This window comes from Rhizobium sp. CFBP 13726 (genome assembly GCF_014841925.1).
GTDB lineage: Bacteria > Pseudomonadota > Alphaproteobacteria > Rhizobiales > Rhizobiaceae > Neorhizobium > Neorhizobium soli.
Window position 1 is genome coordinate 1 of the sequence record NZ_JACYUU010000005.1, and the last position, 19,993, is coordinate 19,993.

Annotated in this window: 17 protein-coding genes; 15 read left to right on the top strand and 2 right to left on the bottom strand. The window is 60.7% G+C overall.

Annotation, left to right across the window (positions count from 1 at the left end):
- Positions 1–176: 176 nt before the first annotated feature.
- Both IFT66_RS19155 and IFT66_RS19160 read right to left on the bottom strand, forming a co-directional pair.
- The gene (locus IFT66_RS19155; protein ID WP_192078583.1) at positions 177–1,526 is read right to left on the bottom strand and encodes an LLM class flavin-dependent oxidoreductase; all 1,350 of its coding nucleotides are present in this window, start codon (positions 1,524–1,526) and stop codon (positions 177–179) included.
- A gap of 211 nt (positions 1,527–1,737) precedes the next feature.
- Complete coding sequence (locus IFT66_RS19160; RefSeq protein WP_113165143.1) at positions 1,738–2,841, bottom strand: aldo/keto reductase; 1,104 nt, start codon at positions 2,839–2,841, stop codon at positions 1,738–1,740.
- A 98-nt stretch (positions 2,842–2,939) separates the two neighbouring features.
- Between IFT66_RS19160 and IFT66_RS19165 the strand changes: the two genes are divergently transcribed.
- From IFT66_RS19165 to IFT66_RS19235, 15 genes are all read left to right on the top strand, one after another.
- Positions 2,940–3,830 (top strand): LysR family transcriptional regulator, encoded by an 891-nt coding sequence (locus IFT66_RS19165; RefSeq protein ID WP_192078584.1) that lies wholly within the window; start codon positions 2,940–2,942, stop codon positions 3,828–3,830.
- A 181-nt stretch (positions 3,831–4,011) separates the two neighbouring features.
- Entirely contained in the window at positions 4,012–4,710 is a 699-nt protein-coding gene (locus tag IFT66_RS19170) for a potassium channel family protein (RefSeq protein WP_446737932.1), read from the top strand.
- A 161-nt stretch (positions 4,711–4,871) separates the two neighbouring features.
- Positions 4,872–6,017: an ABC transporter ATP-binding protein gene (locus IFT66_RS19175; RefSeq protein ID WP_192078586.1), complete on the top strand. Its 1,146-nt coding sequence runs from the start codon at positions 4,872–4,874 to the stop codon at positions 6,015–6,017.
- A 2-nt stretch (positions 6,018–6,019) separates the two neighbouring features.
- On the top strand, positions 6,020–6,940 hold the full coding sequence (locus IFT66_RS19180; protein ID WP_192078587.1) for a carbohydrate ABC transporter permease: 921 nt from the start codon (positions 6,020–6,022) through the stop codon (positions 6,938–6,940).
- Positions 6,940–7,761 carry a carbohydrate ABC transporter permease gene (locus tag IFT66_RS19185; RefSeq protein ID WP_192078588.1) on the top strand — a complete coding sequence of 274 codons (822 nt, stop codon included), beginning with the start codon at positions 6,940–6,942 and terminating at the stop codon, positions 7,759–7,761. Before IFT66_RS19180 ends, IFT66_RS19185 begins: the two co-directional genes overlap by 1 nt.
- 45 nt (positions 7,762–7,806) lie before the next feature.
- On the top strand, positions 7,807–9,099 hold the full coding sequence (locus tag IFT66_RS19190) for an ABC transporter substrate-binding protein (protein WP_192078589.1): 1,293 nt from the start codon (positions 7,807–7,809) through the stop codon (positions 9,097–9,099).
- Between the two features lie 66 nt (positions 9,100–9,165).
- Positions 9,166–9,966: a phosphodiesterase gene (locus IFT66_RS19195; RefSeq protein ID WP_192078590.1), complete on the top strand. Its 801-nt coding sequence runs from the start codon at positions 9,166–9,168 to the stop codon at positions 9,964–9,966.
- 240 nt (positions 9,967–10,206) lie between these two features.
- Positions 10,207–11,211: a TRAP transporter substrate-binding protein gene (locus IFT66_RS19200; RefSeq protein WP_342344797.1), complete on the top strand. Its 1,005-nt coding sequence runs from the start codon at positions 10,207–10,209 to the stop codon at positions 11,209–11,211.
- Positions 11,212–11,301: 90 nt separating this feature from the next.
- Positions 11,302–11,811, top strand: a complete 510-nt coding sequence (locus tag IFT66_RS19205; RefSeq protein ID WP_192078592.1) for a TRAP transporter small permease — start codon at positions 11,302–11,304, stop codon at positions 11,809–11,811.
- Positions 11,812–11,813: 2 nt separating this feature from the next.
- A complete protein-coding gene (locus tag IFT66_RS19210) occupies positions 11,814–13,100 on the top strand; it encodes a TRAP transporter large permease (RefSeq protein ID WP_249406511.1) in 1,287 nt (428 codons plus the stop codon).
- Positions 13,101–13,251: 151 nt separating this feature from the next.
- Complete coding sequence (locus IFT66_RS19215) at positions 13,252–13,860, top strand: J domain-containing protein (RefSeq protein ID WP_192078593.1); 609 nt, start codon at positions 13,252–13,254, stop codon at positions 13,858–13,860.
- Positions 13,861–14,066: 206 nt separating this feature from the next.
- On the top strand, positions 14,067–14,546 hold the full coding sequence (locus IFT66_RS19220; RefSeq protein WP_192078594.1) for a formate dehydrogenase subunit gamma: 480 nt from the start codon (positions 14,067–14,069) through the stop codon (positions 14,544–14,546).
- On the top strand, positions 14,543–16,099 hold the full coding sequence (locus IFT66_RS19225) for a formate dehydrogenase beta subunit (protein WP_192078595.1): 1,557 nt from the start codon (positions 14,543–14,545) through the stop codon (positions 16,097–16,099). Before IFT66_RS19220 ends, IFT66_RS19225 begins: the two co-directional genes overlap by 4 nt.
- 288 nt (positions 16,100–16,387) lie before the next feature.
- Positions 16,388–19,267, top strand: coding sequence for a formate dehydrogenase subunit alpha (fdhF, locus tag IFT66_RS19230; RefSeq protein WP_192078596.1), 2,880 nt, complete (start codon positions 16,388–16,390; stop codon positions 19,265–19,267).
- Positions 19,268–19,572: 305 nt separating this feature from the next.
- Positions 19,573–19,890, top strand: coding sequence for a formate dehydrogenase subunit delta (locus IFT66_RS19235; protein ID WP_192078597.1), 318 nt, complete (start codon positions 19,573–19,575; stop codon positions 19,888–19,890).
- Positions 19,891–19,993: the final 103 nt, after the last annotated feature.

Consider the following 19,993-nt stretch of genomic DNA (forward strand, 5'->3'; position numbering starts at 1 on the left):
AAGAAGTCCGTCGCTAGCAGCGCCGCCGCCCTCGTTCAGTGAGCGGGTTATAGATCCGAGGCCCCGAACAAGTCAACAGGGGTCGTCGCAAAAACTTCAAGAAAAATTCAAGTCGTTGGATTAACATGATAATTCGCCGTTTCACGCGCAAGGATGCTGTCGTGACCCTTTCACGCTCATGATTCACGCGCGGCGGTGAATCGATTGACCGGCATGGAGAGACCAAGGTTCTCGCGCAGCGTCCTTCCTTCGTACTCGTCACGGAAGAGACCGCGGCGGCGCAGTTCCGGGAGCACCAGTCTGACGAAATCATCGAGGCTGGACGGCAGGGTCGGGAACATCAGGATAAAGCCGTCGGCTGCCCGGGTCTCGAACCATTCCTCCATGAAGTCGGCAATCTGGGTGGGCGTCCCGGTGATACCATTGCCGGTGTGCTTTTCCGCATAGTGACGGATCAGCTCGCCGACCGTCCGGCCGCTTTTGACGAAATCCACAAGCTCGTCGAACAGCGCCCGCGAACCGCGTGGCGCCTCGGGCAGACGGTCCATGGGGAACGGCTGGTCGAGAGGAACGCCTGCGAGATCCGCCTCAAGAAATTCCGACAGCATCAGCCGACCGACATCGGGATGCAGCTTGTCGATCATGAAATCGACCTTGGCCTGCGCTTCGGCTTCGGTCTCTCCGACGTTGATGACAATGCCCGGCATGATCTTGAGATCGTCAGGATCCCGACCGTATGCGGGCATGCGATCCTTGACGTTCTTATAGAAGGCCCGGTTGCGATCGATGTTGGAGGCGAGACTGAAGACGATCTCCGAGGTGCGCGCGGCAAGATCCATGCCGGGCTCCGACCCACCGGCCTGAGCAATCACCGGGCGGCCCTGGGGCGACCGGGCGATATTGAGGGGACCCCGGACCTGAAAATGCTTGCCCACATGGTTGAGCGTATGCAGCTTATCCTTGTCATAATAGATCCCGGTCTCGCGATCGAGCTTGAGCGCGTCCGCCTCGAAACTGTCCCACAAACCGAAAACGACATCGACGAATTCCGCACCCCGCTCGTAGCGCAGGGCGTGGGGATCGAGTCCGTCGCGGTTGAAGTTATAGCCCGTCTCGTTGTGATCTGATGTCACGACATTCCAGCAGGCGCGGCCGCCGCTCAAATGATCGATCGAGGCAAAGATGCGCGCGACGTTGTAGGGTTCGTAATAACTGGTCGAAACGGTCGCGACCAGACCGAGCTTTTCGGTGGAAACCGCGAGCGCCGAGAGAAGCGAAAGCGGCTCGAAACGGTTCATCTTGGTCGGCTGTCGCGCCAGCGCTGCTGGATCGCCGACAGCGGCCGCGGGAGAATCCGCCATGAACATGAAATCGAACTTGGCCGCCTCGGACTGTTTCGCGACGTTCAGGAGATGAGCGAAATCATTGGCGCCGTTCACATCGCTATCAGGATGCAGCCATGAAGCGGGATGAAAGCCGAAGGTATAGACGAATGTGCCAAGCTTGAGTTTGTCGCGACGCGCCATGCTGTTATTTCGAACTCCCGATTGATGCCGATCGGTGCGCGGTATCGATCCGCTCTGCGCACACTTGCCCGAAGCTTAGCAGCAGCCTCCCGGTCGGCAAGAACCGACCGGTTGTTTTCGCGCAAATACCGCACGCAATCTGGGGGCAAGGGGATCAGCCCGCTCGATATCCCGGCCGACAACGGTAAAACATCGGCAAGGGTCCTGCCCGTCAGGACGGTGCGAAGGGTTGAACCGCCTGACCGCCGAACAATGTTTCCCGTGGGATTTGGAAGATGAAATACGGATTGAGGAGCGGCAGCATCGTTGCCTGTTCCAGCCGTTGCAAATGATCATCACTCAGTGTGATCCCGAGCGACGCGACGTTCTCCGTGAGTTGGGCGACTCGGCTCGCACCGATCAGAACCGAGGACACGCCGGGTCGGTTGACAACCCAGGCAAGCGCAACTTCCGCCGGGGAACGGCCGATCTCGTCTGCGACCGTCTTCACCACATCGACCACGTCGAAGTTGCGCTCGGTAAACAACATGCCCCCAAACGGATTGTCCCCGTTCAACCGGCCGTCGCTGTCTCCCTCGCTCGTCGGTGCACCGCTATCGGGCATCGCTGTGGCGCGCCCCGCATCGGCAATCTTGTCGCGACCATACTTGCCGGACAGCAAGCCGGCAGCGAGCGGGCTCCATGGAACGAGCCCCAAGCCGAACTCGGCACCTGCCGGGATAACATCGAGCTCGACGCCTCTGTCGATGAGCGAATAACTGTACTGCAGGCCGATCGGCTTCGGAAGGCCGTGCGCTTCCGCAAGTGTTGCAATCTTGGCGACATACCAGGCCGGCGTGTTGGAAAAGCCGTAATGCAGGATCTTTCCGGCGTGCACCGCGTCCGCCAGGGTCTGCAGCACCTCCTCGGCGGGCGTCGTACGATCCCAGACATGGATCCAGTACATGTCGATATAATCGGTTTTCATCCGCCGCAGCGAACCCTCCATCCCGAGCCGGATGTTTTTCGCGCCATTCCCACCCCAGAGCGGCGTGCCCCGCGCGCGGGGAAAACCGGACTTGGTGGCGATCACCAGACGATCCCGGTTGCCGTTGTCCTTCATGAACGTGCCGAGCATGGTTTCGCTTTCGCCACCCGAATAGATGTCGGCGGTATCGACGAAGTTGCCGCCGGCGTCGGTATAGGTATCGAACAAATCACGCGACGTCTTTTCACCGGCGCCCCACCGACCGGCGCCGAACGTCATCGTTCCGAGCGCGAGCGGGCTGACGATCAGTCCGGATTTGCCGAGTGTGCGGTAATGCGTGAGATCCATGCGTCTTCTCCATGCTGGTGATGACGAAGAACCTAGCAACACCTGCTCCTGCCGATTAGAGGTTGCGGGCGGCATGAACTTGTGAGCAGCTTGCAGCAATGGAGCGCAACCACCTCAATGATCTCATGGCGTTCGCGACGGTCGCAAGAGAGTGCAGCTTTACCCGTGCGGCCGCGATCCTCGCCATGTCGCCATCGGCACTCAGCCATGCGATGCGCGGGTTGGAAGAAAGGCTGGGCGTTCGGCTTCTGGCGCGCACGACACGCAGCGTGTCTCCGACGGAAGCGGGCGAGCGGCTGCTTCGATCACTGAACCCGGCGCTGACGGAGATAGAAGACGGCCTGCAGGCAATGGCTGAATGGCGCGACAACCCGTCTGGCACAGTGCGGATCACCACCTTTGCCTATGCGGCCAGGATCGTGCTTCTCCCGAAACTGCCGGGTTTCCTGCTTGCAAACCCGGATGTGCGCGTGGAGGTCAACATTGACGACGGTTTGACCGACATCGTCGCGGCTGGTTTCGATGCGGGCATCCGGCTGGGAGAAACGGTCGACAAGGACATGATCGCAGTCAAGATCGGCCCGGACCTGAGGACGGTGGTCGTCGGCACGCCCTCCTATTTCGAGAGATACCCGCCTCCCCTGACACCCTATGATCTCGACCGTCATGCCTGCATCGGTTATCGGCTGAAGACATCGGGCGGACTTCTTCCCTGGGAATTCCAGAGGGGTGACAAGGAAATCAAGATCCGCACCCGCGGGCCTCTGGTCGCCAACGACGGCGATCTTCCGGCTGCAGCCGTACGAGCGGGCGCCGGACTCGGTTACATTATGGAGCATGACGTGGCGGAGGATATTGCGTCGGGCAAGCTCGTCCAGGTCCTCGCCGACTGGTGCCCAAGATTCCCAGGTTTTCATCTTTATCACCCGAGCCGGCGACAATCCCCGCCGGCGTTGCGGGCGCTGATCGCTGCCTTGAAAACCAGTTGAGCAAGGGCTCCGCAATTTGCTACTGGCGCGGTCAGCAACGTGTTTTTGTGCGTACGCTTGATGACATCTCCTTTCGATCTATCTGGACCTCATGAAAATTGTCGAAAAAAGAAGCGACCGGATCAAGTTCAGGGACTGCGTGCGGTTGCTTGAGCGGCCTACGGGTCGGAACGCCATCGCCATGCAGGCAGCATTTGCGGTCGTCGATCTGGCGATCTTGGCATTCTTCCTGCTCGGCCCGTATCTTCGGTCCAGCCCGTCCTATCTGATCGTCGATTACATCATCGCAGCCTGGATCGGCTTGGAGCTCATGGTCCGCGCCGTCGCAGCGCCGTCACTGCGACATTGGCTCGCAAGGCCGTTGACCTGGATCGATCTCGTTCTCCTGGTGACGCTGCTTTTCCCCGGCGCGCTGTTCAACTTTGCCTTTCTTCGCGTCATGCGCCTTTGGGCCATCGGACAAAGCCCCTTGCTGAAGGAGGTTCTGCGGCGTGCGGGCTGCGTGTCCTATCTGGACGTCGTGCGCGCCGTGCTGAACTTTCTGGTGTTCCTGTTTCTGATGACCGGGTTCGTTTACACCACGTTCTTCTACAATCGTGAAGGAAGCGAAGGTTTCATCGACGCGCTCTACTTCACGGTGGCAACGGTCACCACGACCGGTTTCGGCGATATCACGCTTCCGGGAACGGTCGGCAAGCTGACATCCGTCTTCACCATGATCATCGGCATCTCGCTGTTCGTCCGGCTGGCGCAGGCGATCGTCAGGCCGCACAAGGTCACGTTTCCCTGCCCGCGCTGCGCTCTGCAACGCCATGACGCAGACGCGGTGCATTGCAAGGCCTGTGGAGAGGTGTTGAACATTCCGGATGAGGGCAGCTGAACGAATGACCGGCGAGGTCTCTAACCGCCGTCGACCCTGAGGGGCAGGCGTAGCACCCACCAGTCCACCTCCCGCCCTCCTCCTCCGTTACATAACCTTCTCAAAACTGTCGCAACACAGTCATGTCGCGGCTGCATAGCCCCTTCGAAAAGGAGCTCAGAATGCAGCCTCAATCGCTTAACATCACCGGCATCGGGAAAGGCTTCGGAGCCGACGACGTCCTGAAGGGCATCGACCTTTCCATTCGTCCTGGCGAGTTTCTATCGCTCGTGGGCATGTCCGGCTGCGGCAAATCCACGTTGCTCCGGATCATCGCAGGCCTTGAGACCGCGGATCGCGGAACGGTGTCGATCGGCAGCCGCGACGTCACCGATGTGGATCCGTCCGACCGCAATCTGGCGATGGTCTTCCAGTCCTACGCGCTCTATCCTCATATGACCGTGCGCGACAATATCGCGACGCCGCTGCGCATGCGCCGCCTTTCGGTCTGGTCGAGGTTGCCGCTGATCGGGCGCATGATCGCGAATGCCGAAACGCTCCGCGAGATCGACGCTTCGGTGAAAGAAGCAGCCGACGTGCTGCAGATCGGCCACCTGCTCGATCGCAGGCCGGCGCAGCTTTCCGGCGGTCAGCGCCAGCGTGTGGCGCTTGCCCGCGCCCTGGTCCGTTCGCCCTCTGCCTTCCTGATGGATGAGCCGCTGTCCAATCTCGACGCAAAATTGCGCGCTCATATGCGTGGCGAACTGACCAACCTGCACAGCCGCCTCGGCGCCACCTTCATCTATGTCACCCATGACCAGATCGAAGCGATGACCATGTCGGACCGCATTGCCCTGATGTCGGAAGGCCGCATCGAGCAGCTCGGCACGCCGGACGAACTTTATCGGCGGCCGTCGACCCTGACAGTGGCACGTTTCATCGGAACGCCATCGATCAACCTCCTGCCCGTCGAATTGGACGCATCGGGAGAGATCGTTCTGTTCGGACAAAAGCTCGGTATCACCGCGCGCAACGCATGGCCGGGACCTGCGACACTCGGCATTCGCGCTGAAGATGTCTTTCCCGCAGAAGACGGCATCGAGGCACGCCTAGTACGCACCGAAACTCAGGGCGCAGACCGTTTTGTCACCTTCAATCTCAACTGCGATCCTTCCATTTCCATCGTCATGCGGCAGCGGGTCGGTGACGATCTTGGCGCGGATGCGGATGGAAATGTTCGGCTGGCGTTTTCAAAGGAAGGCGTCCATCTTTTCGGGTCCGACGAGAAGCGCCGCGAGATCACCGTTCACGAACAGGTGCCGGCGTGAGTATGGCGGCTTCAACGGTAGAGGCAATTTCAGAGGCCCGGCCACGCAAATCCTCGACAGCACGCCGCATGGCACGCCGGGGGCTTTTCTTCGTTGCTCCGGCTGTGCTGCTGATGCTCGCCATCTACATCATTCCGATGCTTGTTCTCGCCGTCTTCTCGGTCACGGACTATCAGCTCGGCGCCATGTCCACCAGCTTCGTTGGCCTCGACAACTTTCGCAAGGCGTTCAGCGATCCGGTATTCTTGCGGGCATTGTGGAACACGGTGCTTTACGCGCTCATCGTTATTCCGGCGGGCGTCATCCTGGCGCTCGGGGTGGCCCTTCTCGTCTATAACAGAAAGCGCAGCCGCGGCTTCTGGGAGATCGCCTATTTCCTGCCGGTGACGGCAACGCTCGTTGCGATGGCAACCGTGTTCCAGTTTCTGCTGCACCCCTCGCTCGGACCGGTCAATGCGGCAATCAAGTGGTTCGGCTTCGAGCCGGTCGGCTTTCTGTCCAACCCGTCGCTGCTCATCCCGACCATGGCGATCATCGGCATCTGGCAGGTGCTGGGCTTTAACATGGTGCTCTTTCTGGCCGGCCTGACCGCGATCCCGAAGGATCTGCATGAGGCCGTCCGGCTCGACGGCGCGAAGAATCCGATCGACCGCTTCCTGACGGTCACATTGCCGATGCTGGGGCCGACGATGATGTTCGTCATCGTCACCACGTCGATATCCGCATTCAAGGTTTTCGAAACCGTCGCGGTTCTGACCAAAGGTCGCTCAGGCTCGGAAGTGCTGCTGTTCGCGCTTTACCTTGAAGGCTTCGAATATTCCAACACCGGCTATGCGGCCGCCCTCACCCTGATTTTTCTTGCCATCGTGCTGGTGCTCTCGATCGGCCAGACGGTGCATATGGACCGGAAGGTACATTACTGATGGTCGCGCTTCGCAGATATTTGCCGCATGCCGTTCTGGCCGCCGGGGCCTTCGTGATGCTGCTGCCGTTCTACTGGATGTTTCTGACCTCCATCCGTTCGCCGGCCGAGATCTTCAGCGTCTCGCTCTGGCCGATCCCGGAGAAATTTGCAGCCGTCGATAACTATTCGCGGGCCGCCAGTCAGGTACCGATGCTCCGCTTCATGTTGAACGGCGTGATCGTCTGCTTCGGCATCTTGATCGTGCAGGTGCTGACAGCGGTTCCCGCTGCCTACGCGCTCGCGAAACTCCGCTTTCCCGGACGCAAACTGCTGCTGACGCTCGTCATCGCCGCACTGACCGTGCCAATTCAGGCACTGGCACTACCGCTTTTCGTGGGGCTCGCGAAAGCGCAGCTGCTCAACACCTATTTCGCAATGATGATGCCGTTTCTTCTTTCGGTCTTTGCGATCTTCCTCTTCAACCAGTCGTTCCGCAGCTATCCCGACGAGATCATCGAAGCCGCACGCATGGATGGATTTTCGGAACTCGAGATCTGCTTCCGGCTGGTGCTGCGCGGCTCTCTGCCTTCGCTTGCGGCCTTCTCGGTGTTCTCGCTGGTCGCCCACTGGAACGACCTCTACTGGCCGATGATCGTTGTCACCGACACCAATCTGGCGCCGCCGCCGCTCGGCATGCTGTTTTTCGCGGACGTAGAGTCCGGCGCGAACTACGGCGCACTGATGGCGGGTGCGACGATTATCACGGCCCCGATGGTTGTCTGCTTCCTTCTTGCCAGAAAACATTTCATCGCCGGCATCACCATGACCGGCGTGAAGTAACTGCTCTCCTCCTCCCTCCCCCAACCGAACTCTTCGGAGACCAAAATGCATATCACCAGACGGACCGCGCTTGGCGGACTGGCTCTCGGCCTCGCGCTGACAGGCTTTTCCACGCAAGCATCTGCAGCGGATGTCACTTTGAACGTGCTCTACAACCTGCCGGGCTTCACGAAATTCCATCAGCCGCTGGCCGATGAGTTCATGAAGAACAATCCGGACGTCAAGATCAACTTCCTGGCGCCAGCGCCCGGCTATAACGACGGCCAGCAGCAGGTGCTTCGCGCAGCGGTCACCGGCAACCTGCCGGACGTCTATTTCTCCGGCTACAATCTGACGGCAGAACTGGTCCACACACTCGCACCGCGCAAGCAGATCACCGATCTCGCGCCGTTCATCGAAAAGGACGGCGGCCAGGCCTTCCTAGACAAGAACTATTCGCCGAAGATGTCAGCGCTGGGCATGGTCGACGGCAAGCAGTACGGCCTGCCGGTCAACGCATCCTCGCCGATCATCTATGTCAACGCCGAACTGGTGCGCAAAGCAGGCGGCGATCCGGACAACATGCCGAAGACTTTCGACGGCCTGATCCAGCTTGCCAACAAGATCCACGCGCAGGACGCCAAGGTGTCCGGCATCGGTTACGATATCAACCTGTGGCCGGATGACTGGTTGTGGCAGGCGCTTATCACCAACCAGGGTGGCAAGCTGGTCGATGAGACCACCAAGACTGTCGGCTTCGACAACGAGATCGGCCTCAACGCTCTGAAGCTCGCCCGTCGCTTCGTCACCGAAGGCGGCCAGAACCTGCTTGACTGGGACCAGTCGCGTCAGCAGTTCGGCGCAGGCCTGACCGGCTTTATCTTCTCGACGCCTGCCCATGTGCAGACGATCGAAGCCTTGGTCGGTGACCGCTTCAAGCTGGTCACCTCGACCTTCCCGCTGGATAACCCTGAAAAGGGCGGCGTACCGACCGGCGGAAACTCGGCCGTGATGCTGACCCAGGACAAGGAAAAGCAGGACGCTGCCTGGAAGTATATGAAGTGGGTGACAGGCCCGGAAGCGCAGAACGTCATCGTTCGCATCACCGGCTACCTGCCGACCAACAAGCTCGCCACCGGTCCGGAATTCCTGGCGCCTTACTATGCCGAGCATCCGAACGTCAAAACCGCTTCGCTCCAGGCTGAACGCTCGCTGCCATGGGCCGGTTATCCGGGTGGCGATTCCGTGCGCATCTGGCGCACCCAGCGCGACATCATCGGCACCGTCATGCGCGGCGAAGTCACGCCCGAGGCCGGTCTGAAACAGATCGTCGAGCAGACCAACGCGTTGATGAAGTAATCACTGACCAATGCCTACGGCCGCGGGGAGCCTCTCCGCGGCCTCTTCATTCTTGAGAGAACGACGATGAAAATCCTGCAGATCACCGATACGCACCTGATGCTGTCAGGCCAGTCCGTGAACGGTGTCGACCCCGAGAAACAGCTGCGCGCAGCCGTGGCTGATGTCCTTGAGAAGCATGCCGATGCGGACCTGTTGGTGATGACCGGCGACCTTTGCAATCACGGTGATCCCGAAGCCTACGACATCCTCAAGGATATCGTGGCGCCCGTGCCGTTCGAAGTGCGCCTGATGCTCGGCAACCATGACGACCGGCCGAATTTTAGGGCGGCCTTCCCTGCCCATCCCCTCGATGCAAACGGATATGTCCAGTCCTTCCTCGATACGGAGTTCGGAAGGCTTGTCTTTCTCGACAGCCATGAGGCGGGTGTCATCGGCGGTATCTTTGGCGAAGAACGGATGGCGTTTTTGGATGAGGCGCTCGAAACTGCCGGCAAGCACCCGGTGACGGTCTTTATCCACCACCCGCCGATCGACTGCGGCATTGCCCATTTCGACCACATCGGCATGCATGACGACGGGCGGATCATGCGCCGGCTTGCCAGCCACAAAGCGGGCATCCGCCATATCGTGTTCGGCCATATCCACGTTCCGATGTCGGGAACGAGCGCCGAGGGCATCGCCTACAGCTCCGGTCAGGCCTGCGCCCATCGGTTCGTCACCGACCTTGCCAATCCGAAGCCGTTCTGGACCGGAGGCAATCCTTGCTACCGGATCATCAACCTAGACCAGCAGGGTCTGCGCGCCTATGCCGTGGAAGTGGGCGAGACGATCACCGGCCAGGCGCCAGTCTGCGAAGGCCCATGATTTCGGGGTGGTCGAGGCGAAGTCGTGCGCCTCAACCAAAGCCTGCGTCTTGCAGAGCCTGAAAGCAGGCGATGCGCCTTTTCCACCACAGACATCAGCCGTCGATCAGACTGCAACCGAAATACCCCCGGCGAGGCTCTTTTATCGGCCTTGGATGAACTTGACGCCTATCAAGTTTTCGCGGATGGAGGTCGTCCACATGCGCGGATGAGGACGACGCGCTCTACGGGAGGAAAACACGTGTTTCATGCGTTGAACAGACGGACTTTTGCTGGCGTCGTTGCGGCTGCCACCCTTGCAGCGACCTGGGCAACCGGTGCCTTGGCACAGGCAACCGAGGTGAAGATCGCCTACGCGCTGGCGCGCGATTCCCATTACGGTGCCGCCGCCGATGGCTGGGACAAATACGTTACCGAAACCAGCCAGGGCAAATTCAAGTTCACGCATTTCCCGTCCTCCGCACAGGGTGGCGAGCGCGAAGTCATCGAAGGCCTGCAGCTTGGAACCGGTGTCCAGGCCGTCGTGGTCTCCTCCGGGGCACTTTCCAACTTCGTACCCGAGATTGGCGTCACTGATATTCCGTTCCTGTTTCGCGACCTGACGCATGCGCGCGCCGTGCTGGACGGACCGATCGGTGAAGGCATCCTTGAAAAGTTCCGCGATCGCGAGCTGATCGCCCTTGCCTGGGGCGAGCAGGGCTTTCGCCACATCACCAACAACCGCCAGCCGATCGAAAAGCCGGAGGATCTGGCCGGGCTGAAGATCCGCACCATGGAAAATCCGGTCCATATCGCGGCCTTCAAGACGGCTGGTGCCGCACCGACGCCAATGTCCTGGCCGGAAGTCATTCCAGCCCTGCAGCAGGGCGCGATCGACGGACAGGAAAACCCGCTTTCGGTCATCGTCTCCGCCAAGCTCTGGGAAGTTCAGAAGTATCTGACGGTGTCCGGACACGTCTATTCGCCGGCAATGCTGATCGTGGCGCCATCGTTCTGGGAAAGCCTTTCCGAGGACGAGCAGAAGATTTTCGCGGACGGTGCGCTGAAGGGCAAGGAAGCCATGCGCGCCTTTGTCGACGCCTCCGAAAAGAACGGCGTGGAAAAGGCGAAGGCTTCAGGCATGCAGGTCAACGTGCTCAGTGACGAGCAGAAGGCCGCGTTCCAGAAGTCGATCCAGTCCGCCTATGACGGATATTACAAGACCTACACCAAGGAACTTGTCGACCAGATCATCGCGACGAAATAAGCACGACCAGACTGTGATGGGCGTCCGCTTCAGGTGGACGCCCGTCCACGGATCGATCCGAGGGGCGGTGCTTCGAGCGCCGGGGATGCAATGCAGAAATTCGAACGTATTTTCGTCGATCTCAATCGCTGGCTGCTGATCGCTATACTGTCTGCGATGGCGATCCTGGTGTTTCTCAACGTCTGCCTTCGGTTTCTCACCAATCAGTCGATCACCTGGTCGGACGAAGTGGCCCGCCACCTGATGATCTGGCTGACCTTTATCGGCGCCGGCATCACGCTCAGGCACGGTTCGTTGACGGCGATCGACAACGTCCAGATCGCGGTCGGAGATCGCAAGGCGCGCATCCTGCGGATCATCTCCGCGCTGATCATGTTCGCTTTCTTTGCTGTAATGATCTGGGCCGGCAAAACCTACGTTGGCCGCACGATGCTGCAGACGACGCCGTCCACGCAGATCCCCTTCGGCTATATCTATCTCGCGATCCCGATCGGCTTCACCCTTTTGACCATCCATCTTCTCCTGGTTCTGCGCACCTACGTCATCGGCGGCATGAGCGCGCTGCAGGGCGAAGACGACCTCCCGCCGGTTGCTGCCTGACCATGATGATTTCCATTCTCTTCGTTTCGTTTTTCATCTTGATGGCCGTCGGCGTGCCGATCGCCTTCACATTGGCGATTTCGACGTGGCTCGCCGTCATTCTCGGCAGCCGCTATCCGCAGATCGTCGTCATCAAGGAAATGTTCTCAGGGGTGGACAGCTTCCCTCTGCTCGCCGTCCCGTTTTTTATCCTGGCGGCTGAACTGATGACGGGCGGCGCGCTCACCCATCATCTCCTGCGCCTTGCTGCCCAGTTCGTCGGCCGTGCCCGCGGCGGGCTCGGTTATGCCAGCATCATTTCGACGACACTGTTTGCCGGCATTTCCGGCTCGGCCCTTGCAGCGGCCGCTGGACCGGGCGCCATGACGATCCGGATGATGGAGAAAAGCGGTTACGAGAAGCGCTATGCGTCCGCGCTGGCCGCGGCTGTGGCGATCGTCGATCCGATCATCCCGCCGTCGATCACCATGATCATCTATGCCCTGCAGGACAATCGCGTTTCTGTCGGCGGCCTGTTCGTTGCGGGCGTCATTCCCGGTCTCCTGATCTCCGCCGCGATGTGCCTCGTGAATTTCTACATTTCCCGCAAGCGCAACTACCGCTCGATGGATCTGCGGCCGACGCTTGCCGAGATGGTGAGGACGACGGTCTACGCGATGCCGGCGGTTGCCCTGATCGTCATCGTCGTCGGCGGCATCCGGGCCGGGTATTTCACCCCGACCGAAGCATCCGTCATCGCGGTGTTCTACTCGCTGTTCTGCGGCATGTTCATCTACCGCTCTCTGCACGTACGGGATCTGCCTGATATCATCTTCCGTTCGGCGATGATCACCGTCGGCATTCTGCTCATCCTTGCTGCCGCGCGCGCCTTTGCCTGGGTGCTGATCATTGAAGGCGTGCCGCAATATATGGCGGACCTGATCATATCGTGGAACCTCAGCCCGATCATGTTCCTTCTCGCCGTCAACGTGCTGTTGCTGCTTTTCGGCACATTCATGGATCCGCTTCCCGGCGTCATGATCCTGGTGCCGATCCTTGCGCCCATCGCCTTCAGCCTGGGGATCGATCCGATCCATTTTGCGATGATCGTCATTCTCAACCTGACGATCGGCCTCATAACGCCGCCAGTCGGCCAGCTTCTCTATGTCGTTTCGGCCGCGGTCAGGATCAGGGTCAGCGAGATCTCGAGGGAGATGACACCGTTCCTCGTCGCCTATGTCGTGATCCTGCTTGTGATCACCTTCATTCCGGCGCTGTCGACTTGGCTGCCCCGTCTCACCGGTTTTTGATCAGGTAACCCCGAGATAGCTGCGGCGATGCTCGGTAACCCAGGCCGGATATCGCCGCCAAAAGCACAGTTGTTTTCCGAAAAACACGGATAAATGTGGAACGCAGGTTCGCCGCTTGCCGAGATCGCAGCTTGCCGCCATATAGACGCCTATGACAGTCGATTCGAAGATATTTGTGGGCCTGAAGTCCATCCGCAAGAAGCCTGCGCCGCAAAGCGACACATCCGGGCCGAGATGCCAGTGGGATGGCTGCGAGAAAAAGGGTTCGCACCGCGCGCCAGTCGGCCAGGGCGGCGAAGGCCTGTATCTTCTATTCTGTCTCGAGCACATCAAGGATTATAACAAGGGCTATAACTTTTCGCACGCCCAGTCCGATCCCGTGGTCGCCCGCTACCAGAAGGAAGCGGTCGCTGGCCAGCGCTCAACGATGGGAACCGGTGTCAAGCAGCCAACCGAAATTCCGATGCCGCTGACGACCCGCTCCGGATCGGCAAAGGCGCTCAACGCGCGAAAGAGCGCGGAGCAGCGCAAGGCGCAAAAGGCGGAACAGCAGGCAAGAAAGCTCAAGGTTCTCGAAGCAAAGGCGTTCGAGACACTCGGACTTCCGCAAGACGCAACGCCCGCGCAGATCAGGCTCCGCTATAAAGAACGCCTCAAGATGCACCATCCCGATGCAAACCAGGGCAGCCGGACATCGGAAGACGAGCTTCGCGCATCGATCGAGGCGCACAAGATCCTCAAGCTGAACGGCTTCTGCTGAGGCTCGTTCATCGCTTCAGCTGCGGGTATGGAAGTTCGCCGCGATAGCTTTGTTCTATCGCGTAACCGATCTGTACTATTGACCAAAAATTTTCAGATGAGACACTTTCCTGCAGCGTGAAGCTGGGTCCGCCCATCTTGCACGTGTTTTGACCCCGTTGGCTGTCGTGGAGGGCGGCTTGCGGGATCAGCGGGGAGGCCGCTCATATGAACATGCATATTTCCGCCGGTGAATTCACCGCGCGGTCGCTGAGCATTATCGCAAGCCTGAAGCATTTCGAAGGGCCGATGCTGCCCATCCTGCATGCCATTCAGGCGGAGTTCGGTTACGTGCCGGATGAGGTCAAGCAGGTGATCGCGACCGAACTCAACCTGTCTCGCGCCGAGGTGCACGGCGTCGTCACCTTCTATCACGAATTCCGCGATCATCCGGCGGGCCGTCATGTGCTGAAGCTCTGTCGGGCCGAGGCCTGCCAGTCGATGGGCGGCGACCATATCGCGGATCGCGCCCGGCAAGTTCTCGGGATCGACTTTCACCAGACGACGCTCGATGGCGCGGTGACGCTGGAACCGGTCTACTGTCTCGGCCTCTGCGCCTGCGCACCGGCCGCGATGATGGACGGCGAACTCTATGGTCGGGTCGACGAGCAGTGTCTCGGCGACATGGTACGGGAGGCAAGGCGATGACGGTTACGATCTTCGTTCCGCGCGATGCCGCAGCTCTGGCGCTTGGCGCAGACAGGGTGGCAAAGGCCATCGCGGAGGAAATCGACAGCCGCGGGCTGGATGTAAGACTGGTGCGCAACGGCTCGCGCGGCATGGTCTGGCTGGAGCCGCTGGTCGAAGTGGAGACGGAACGCGGGCGCATCGCCTACGGGCCCGTCAAGGCCGGCGACGTGGCCGGGTTGTTCGATGCCGGGCTGCTGCATGGCGGAAGTCACGACCTCTGTCTCGGGCTGACGGAGGAAATTCCTTTCCTTCGTCAGCAGACCCGGCTGACCTTTGCCCGCTGCGGCATCACCGATCCCCTGTCTCTCGACGATTATCGTGGGCACAACGGACTTGTGGGCCTTCGGAACGCCATCGCAATGTCGCAGGCCGAGATCGTCGCTCAGGTGACCGACAGCGGACTTCGCGGCCGCGGCGGTGCCGGTTTTCCGACCGGCATCAAGTGGAAGACGGTGATGGACGCGCCGGGCCCTCAGAAATACATCGTCTGCAACGCCGACGAGGGCGACAGCGGCACGTTCGCCGACCGTATGATCATGGAGGGTGATCCCTTCGTGCTGATCGAAGGCATGGCGATCGCAGGCATCGCGACCGGCGCCACGAAGGGTTATGTCTATACCCGCTCGGAATATCCGCATGCCATCGCCACGATGAGCGAGGCCGTCGAGATCGCTCGCGCGGCTGGCATCCTCGGGCCTTCGGTGATGGGCTCGGCGCATGCCTTCGAGATCGAGATCCGCTCAGGCGCCGGCGCCTATGTCTGCGGCGAGGAAACGTCGCTTTTGAACTCGCTGGAAGGAAAGCGCGGCACCGTCCGGGCTAAACCGCCGCTGCCGGCTTTGCAGGGCTTTCTCGGGCGGCCGACCGTGGTCAACAACGTCATCTCGCTTGCCTCGGTGCCTGTTATCATGGAGCGAGGCGCCGAATTTTACAGGGACTTCGGCATGGGCCGCTCGCGCGGCACGATCCCGATCCAGATCGCCGGCAACGTCAAGCATGGCGGCCTGTTCGAGACGGCTTTCGGGCTGACCCTCGGCCAGATCATCGATGATATCGGTGGCGGCACGGCAACCGGGCGGCCGGTCAAGGCGGTGCAGGTGGGCGGCCCGCTCGGCGCTTACTTCCCACGCGAGCTGTTCGATACGCCCTTCGACTACGAGGCATTTGCCGAAAGAGGCGGGCTGATCGGCCATGCCGGCATCAGCGTTTTCGATGACAGTGCCGACATGCTGAAACAGGCCCGTTTCGCGATGGAGTTCTGCGCCATCGAAAGCTGCGGCAAGTGCACCCCCTGCCGGATCGGCTCCACCCGCGGCGTCGAGACGGTCGACAAGATCCGCGCCGGCATCGAGCCTGACAAGAACAAGGTGCTGCTGGAGGATCTCTGCAACACGATGAAGTTCGGCTCGCTCTGCGCGCTCGGCGGCTTCACGCCATATCCTGTGATGAGCGCGATGAACCACTTTCCTGAGGACTTTGCGCCGGCACCGATGGTGGAGGCGGCGGAATGATGAGGAGTGCTCTGCGTAGCAGACGAAAAGCCAACGATTTGGCTTTTCGAATGACGAATGCCCGCAGCTATAGCGAAGGGCGGGCAACAAGACCCCTCCCGCTCGCTGTGCTCGCCGCCCTCCCCACAGGTGGGAGGGCTCAACCTGCCGCGCGGCTTGCTTCACTATTGGGCATTGTCGCCCCGGCATCTGTTCGCCCCCCTTGTGGCGGAGATGGCCGGCAGGCCAGAGGGGATCTTTCTCCACGCCGCCCAGTCCACACCCCCATTTTCAAACAGGAGACGCATCATGTCCCTCGTTCATGAAATCGACTACGGCACACCCGTTTCTAAATCCACCGAGACGGTGACGCTGACTATCGATGGTCGCCAGATCACCGTTCCCGCCGGCACCTCGATTATGCGCGCCTCGATGGAGGCCGGCATCCAGGTGCCCAAGCTCTGCGCGACCGACATGGTGGATGCCTTCGGGTCCTGCCGGCTCTGTCTGATCGAGGTCGAGGGCCGCAACGGCACGCCGGCCTCCTGCACCACGCCGGTCGCGCCCGGGATCGTCGTCCACACGCAGACGGAGCGGCTGAAGCAGATCCGCAAGGGCGTGATGGAGCTCTACATCTCCGACCACCCGCTCGATTGCCTCACCTGCGCCGCCAATGGCGACTGCGAGCTGCAGGACATGGCGGGTGCCGTCGGGCTTCGCGACGTTCGCTATGGCTACGAGGGCGAAAACCACGTCAGGGCCCGCAGCGACGGCGCGATCAATTCAAAGTGGATGCCGAAGGACGAGTCGAACCCTTACTTTACCTATGACCCTTCCAAATGCATCGTCTGCTCGCGCTGCGTGCGCGCCTGCGAGGAAGTGCAGGGCACGTTCGCGCTGACGATCGAAGGCCGCGGTTTCGAAAGCCGCGTATCCCCCGGCGCGCACGAACATTTTCTCGAGTCCGAATGCGTTTCCTGCGGTGCCTGCGTGCAGGCATGCCCGACCGCGACACTGACCGAGAAGTCGGTGATCGCAATCGGCCAGCCAGAGCATTCGACGGTGACGACCTGCGCCTATTGCGGCGTCGGCTGTTCGTTCAAGGCTGAAATGCGCGGCGAAGAACTGGTACGGATGGTACCGTGGAAGGACGGCCAGGCCAATCGCGGCCATTCCTGCGTCAAGGGACGGTTTGCCTATGGCTATGCGAGCCACAAGGACCGCATCCTCAATCCGATGATCCGCGAGAAGATCTCCGATCCGTGGCGGGAAGTCAGCTGGGAAGAAGCGTTCAGCCATGTCGCCTCGGAGTTCCGGCGCATCCAGTATCAGTATGGCCGCGAATCGATCGGCGGCATCACCTCGTCGCGTTGCACCAACGAAGAGACATTCCTCGTCCAGAAGCTGATCCGGGCCGGTTTCGGCAACAACAATGTCGATACCTGTGCCCGCGTCTGCCATTCGCCGACCGGTTATGGGCTCGGCCAGGCTTTCGGAACCTCGGCCGGAACGCAGAATTTCGACAGCGTCGAGCACACCGACGTGGTCATGATCATCGGCGCCAACCCGACCGACGGTCATCCGGTATTCGGGTCGCGGCTGAAGAAGCGGTTGCGGCAGGGTGCGAAACTCATCGTCATCGATCCGCGCCGCACCGATATCGTCCGCTCGCCCCATGTCGAGGCAGCGTTTCACCTCCCCCTGAAGCCAGGCACCAATGTGGCTGTCCTGACCGCGCTGGCGCATGTCATCGTCACCGAGGGACTGTTTGCCGAAGCCTTTATCCGCGAGCGCTGCGACTGGTCGGAATTCGAGGATTGGGCGGCGTTTGTTTCGGAAGACGCGCATAGCGCGGAAGAGACGGAGGCCTATACCGGCGTTCCCGCCGATCTGCTGCGCGGTGCAGCCCGGCTGTTTGCGACCGGCGGCAATGGCTCGATCTATTACGGTCTCGGCGTCACCGAGCACAGCCAGGGCTCGACGACGGTGATGGCGATCGCCAATCTGGCCATGGTCACGGGCAATCTCGGCCGGCCCGGCGTCGGCGTCAATCCGCTGCGGGGCCAGAACAACGTCCAGGGCGCCTGCGACATGGGCTCCTTCCCGCACGAACTGCCGGGCTATCGCCACATCTCCGATGATGCAACCCGCGAGACGTTCGAAAAGCTGTGGGGCGTGACGCTCAACAACGAGCCGGGCCTGCGCATCCCAAACATGCTGGATGCGGCGGTCGAAGGCACGTTCAGGGGCATCTACATCCAGGGCGAGGATATCCTGCAGTCCGACCCGGATACCAAGCATGTCTCCGCCGGTCTCGAAGCGATGGAATGCGTCGTCGTGCACGACCTGTTCCTCAACGAAACCGCCAATTACGCGCATGTTTTCCTCCCCGGCTCGACCTTCCTCGAAAAGGACGGCACGTTCACCAATGCGGAGCGGCGCATCAACCGGGTTCGCAAGGTGATGAGCCCGAAGAACGGCTTGGCCGACTGGGAAGTGACGCAGAAACTGGCGCAGGCCATGGGTCTGCCGTGGAACTACACCCATCCGTCGCAGGTGATGGACGAGATCGCCGCAACGACCCCGAGCTTTGCCACGGTCTCCTACGACTATCTGGAAGAGATGGGCTCGGTGCAGTGGCCCTGCAACGAAGCGCATCCGCTCGGTTCGCCGATCATGCATGTCGATGGCTTCGTGCGCGGCAAGGGCAAGTTCATCCGCACCGAATATGTCGCGACCGACGAACGCACCGGGCCGCGCTTCCCGCTGCTGCTTACCACCGGCCGTATCCTGTCGCAGTACAATGTCGGGGCGCAGACGCGGCGGACCGACAACGTCGTCTGGCATGCGGAGGACCGTCTGGAGATCCATCCGCATGACGCCGAACAGCGTGGTATCAAGGACGGCGACTGGATCAAGCTTGCGAGCCGAGCCGGCGATACGACGCTGCGGACATTGATCACGGACCGCGTGGCGCCGGGTGTCGTCTACACCACCTTCCACCATCCCGATACGCAGGCGAACGTGATCACGACCGACTATTCCGACTGGGCCACCAACTGCCCGGAATACAAGGTCACGGCGGTGCAGGTTTCACCGTCGAATGGCCCGACGGAGTGGCAGCAGGACTACGGCGACCTGTCGCGCAGATCGCGACGCATCGCAGGTCGAATGGAGGCTGCGGAGTAATCGGAATTATCAATTGCAAATAGGCAATCGGTGAGGCCGTAGGGCTCTTGCAAACAGGTCAAGAACCAGATTAAGGGGGAGTGCCAATTTGTCGCAGAGTCCTATGACGCCACTGTTCGTCGCAAGTGCAGTTCTCGAAACTAGCCGTCGTAACGGAAACAGCGCAACTCGCTCAAACTCGGCACCTGCCAATCATACGATAGGTTTCAGCTATCATAGCCGGAGAAATTCGGTTGCGCGGATCGGCGGGACTTATCGCGCTCCGTCCATGAAGGGTCGCTTCATCGCCGTCGGAGTTTCCATCGATGTCGCATGATCAGTTGGACACGAGCGTGCCTGATGAACATCACGGCCACGAAAAGCTGGTCCGAATGGCAAACCAGATCGCAACATTTTTCCTGTCGCAGCCGGAAGGCGTGCGGATGGACGGCGTTGCCACGCATATCAATAAATTCTGGGAGCCGCGCATGCGCCGGCACCTTTTCGAGCATCTCGATGCCGGCGGCGCAGGACTGCTGCCGCTTGTGATCGAGGCTTCGACACTGATCCGCCGACCGAAAGAAACGGACGGTATGGGTACGGGAACCAAAGAGGGAACGGCCGGGGGTACTTTCGGACGTTAGGGAACGGGGCCAGACGAAACCGCTTCCGGCAGATCACACCGGAAAGCATCACGTGCGCTCGCCTTCAGCTGGAGGGCAGTGGTGAGTTCACGTTGAAAGCCAT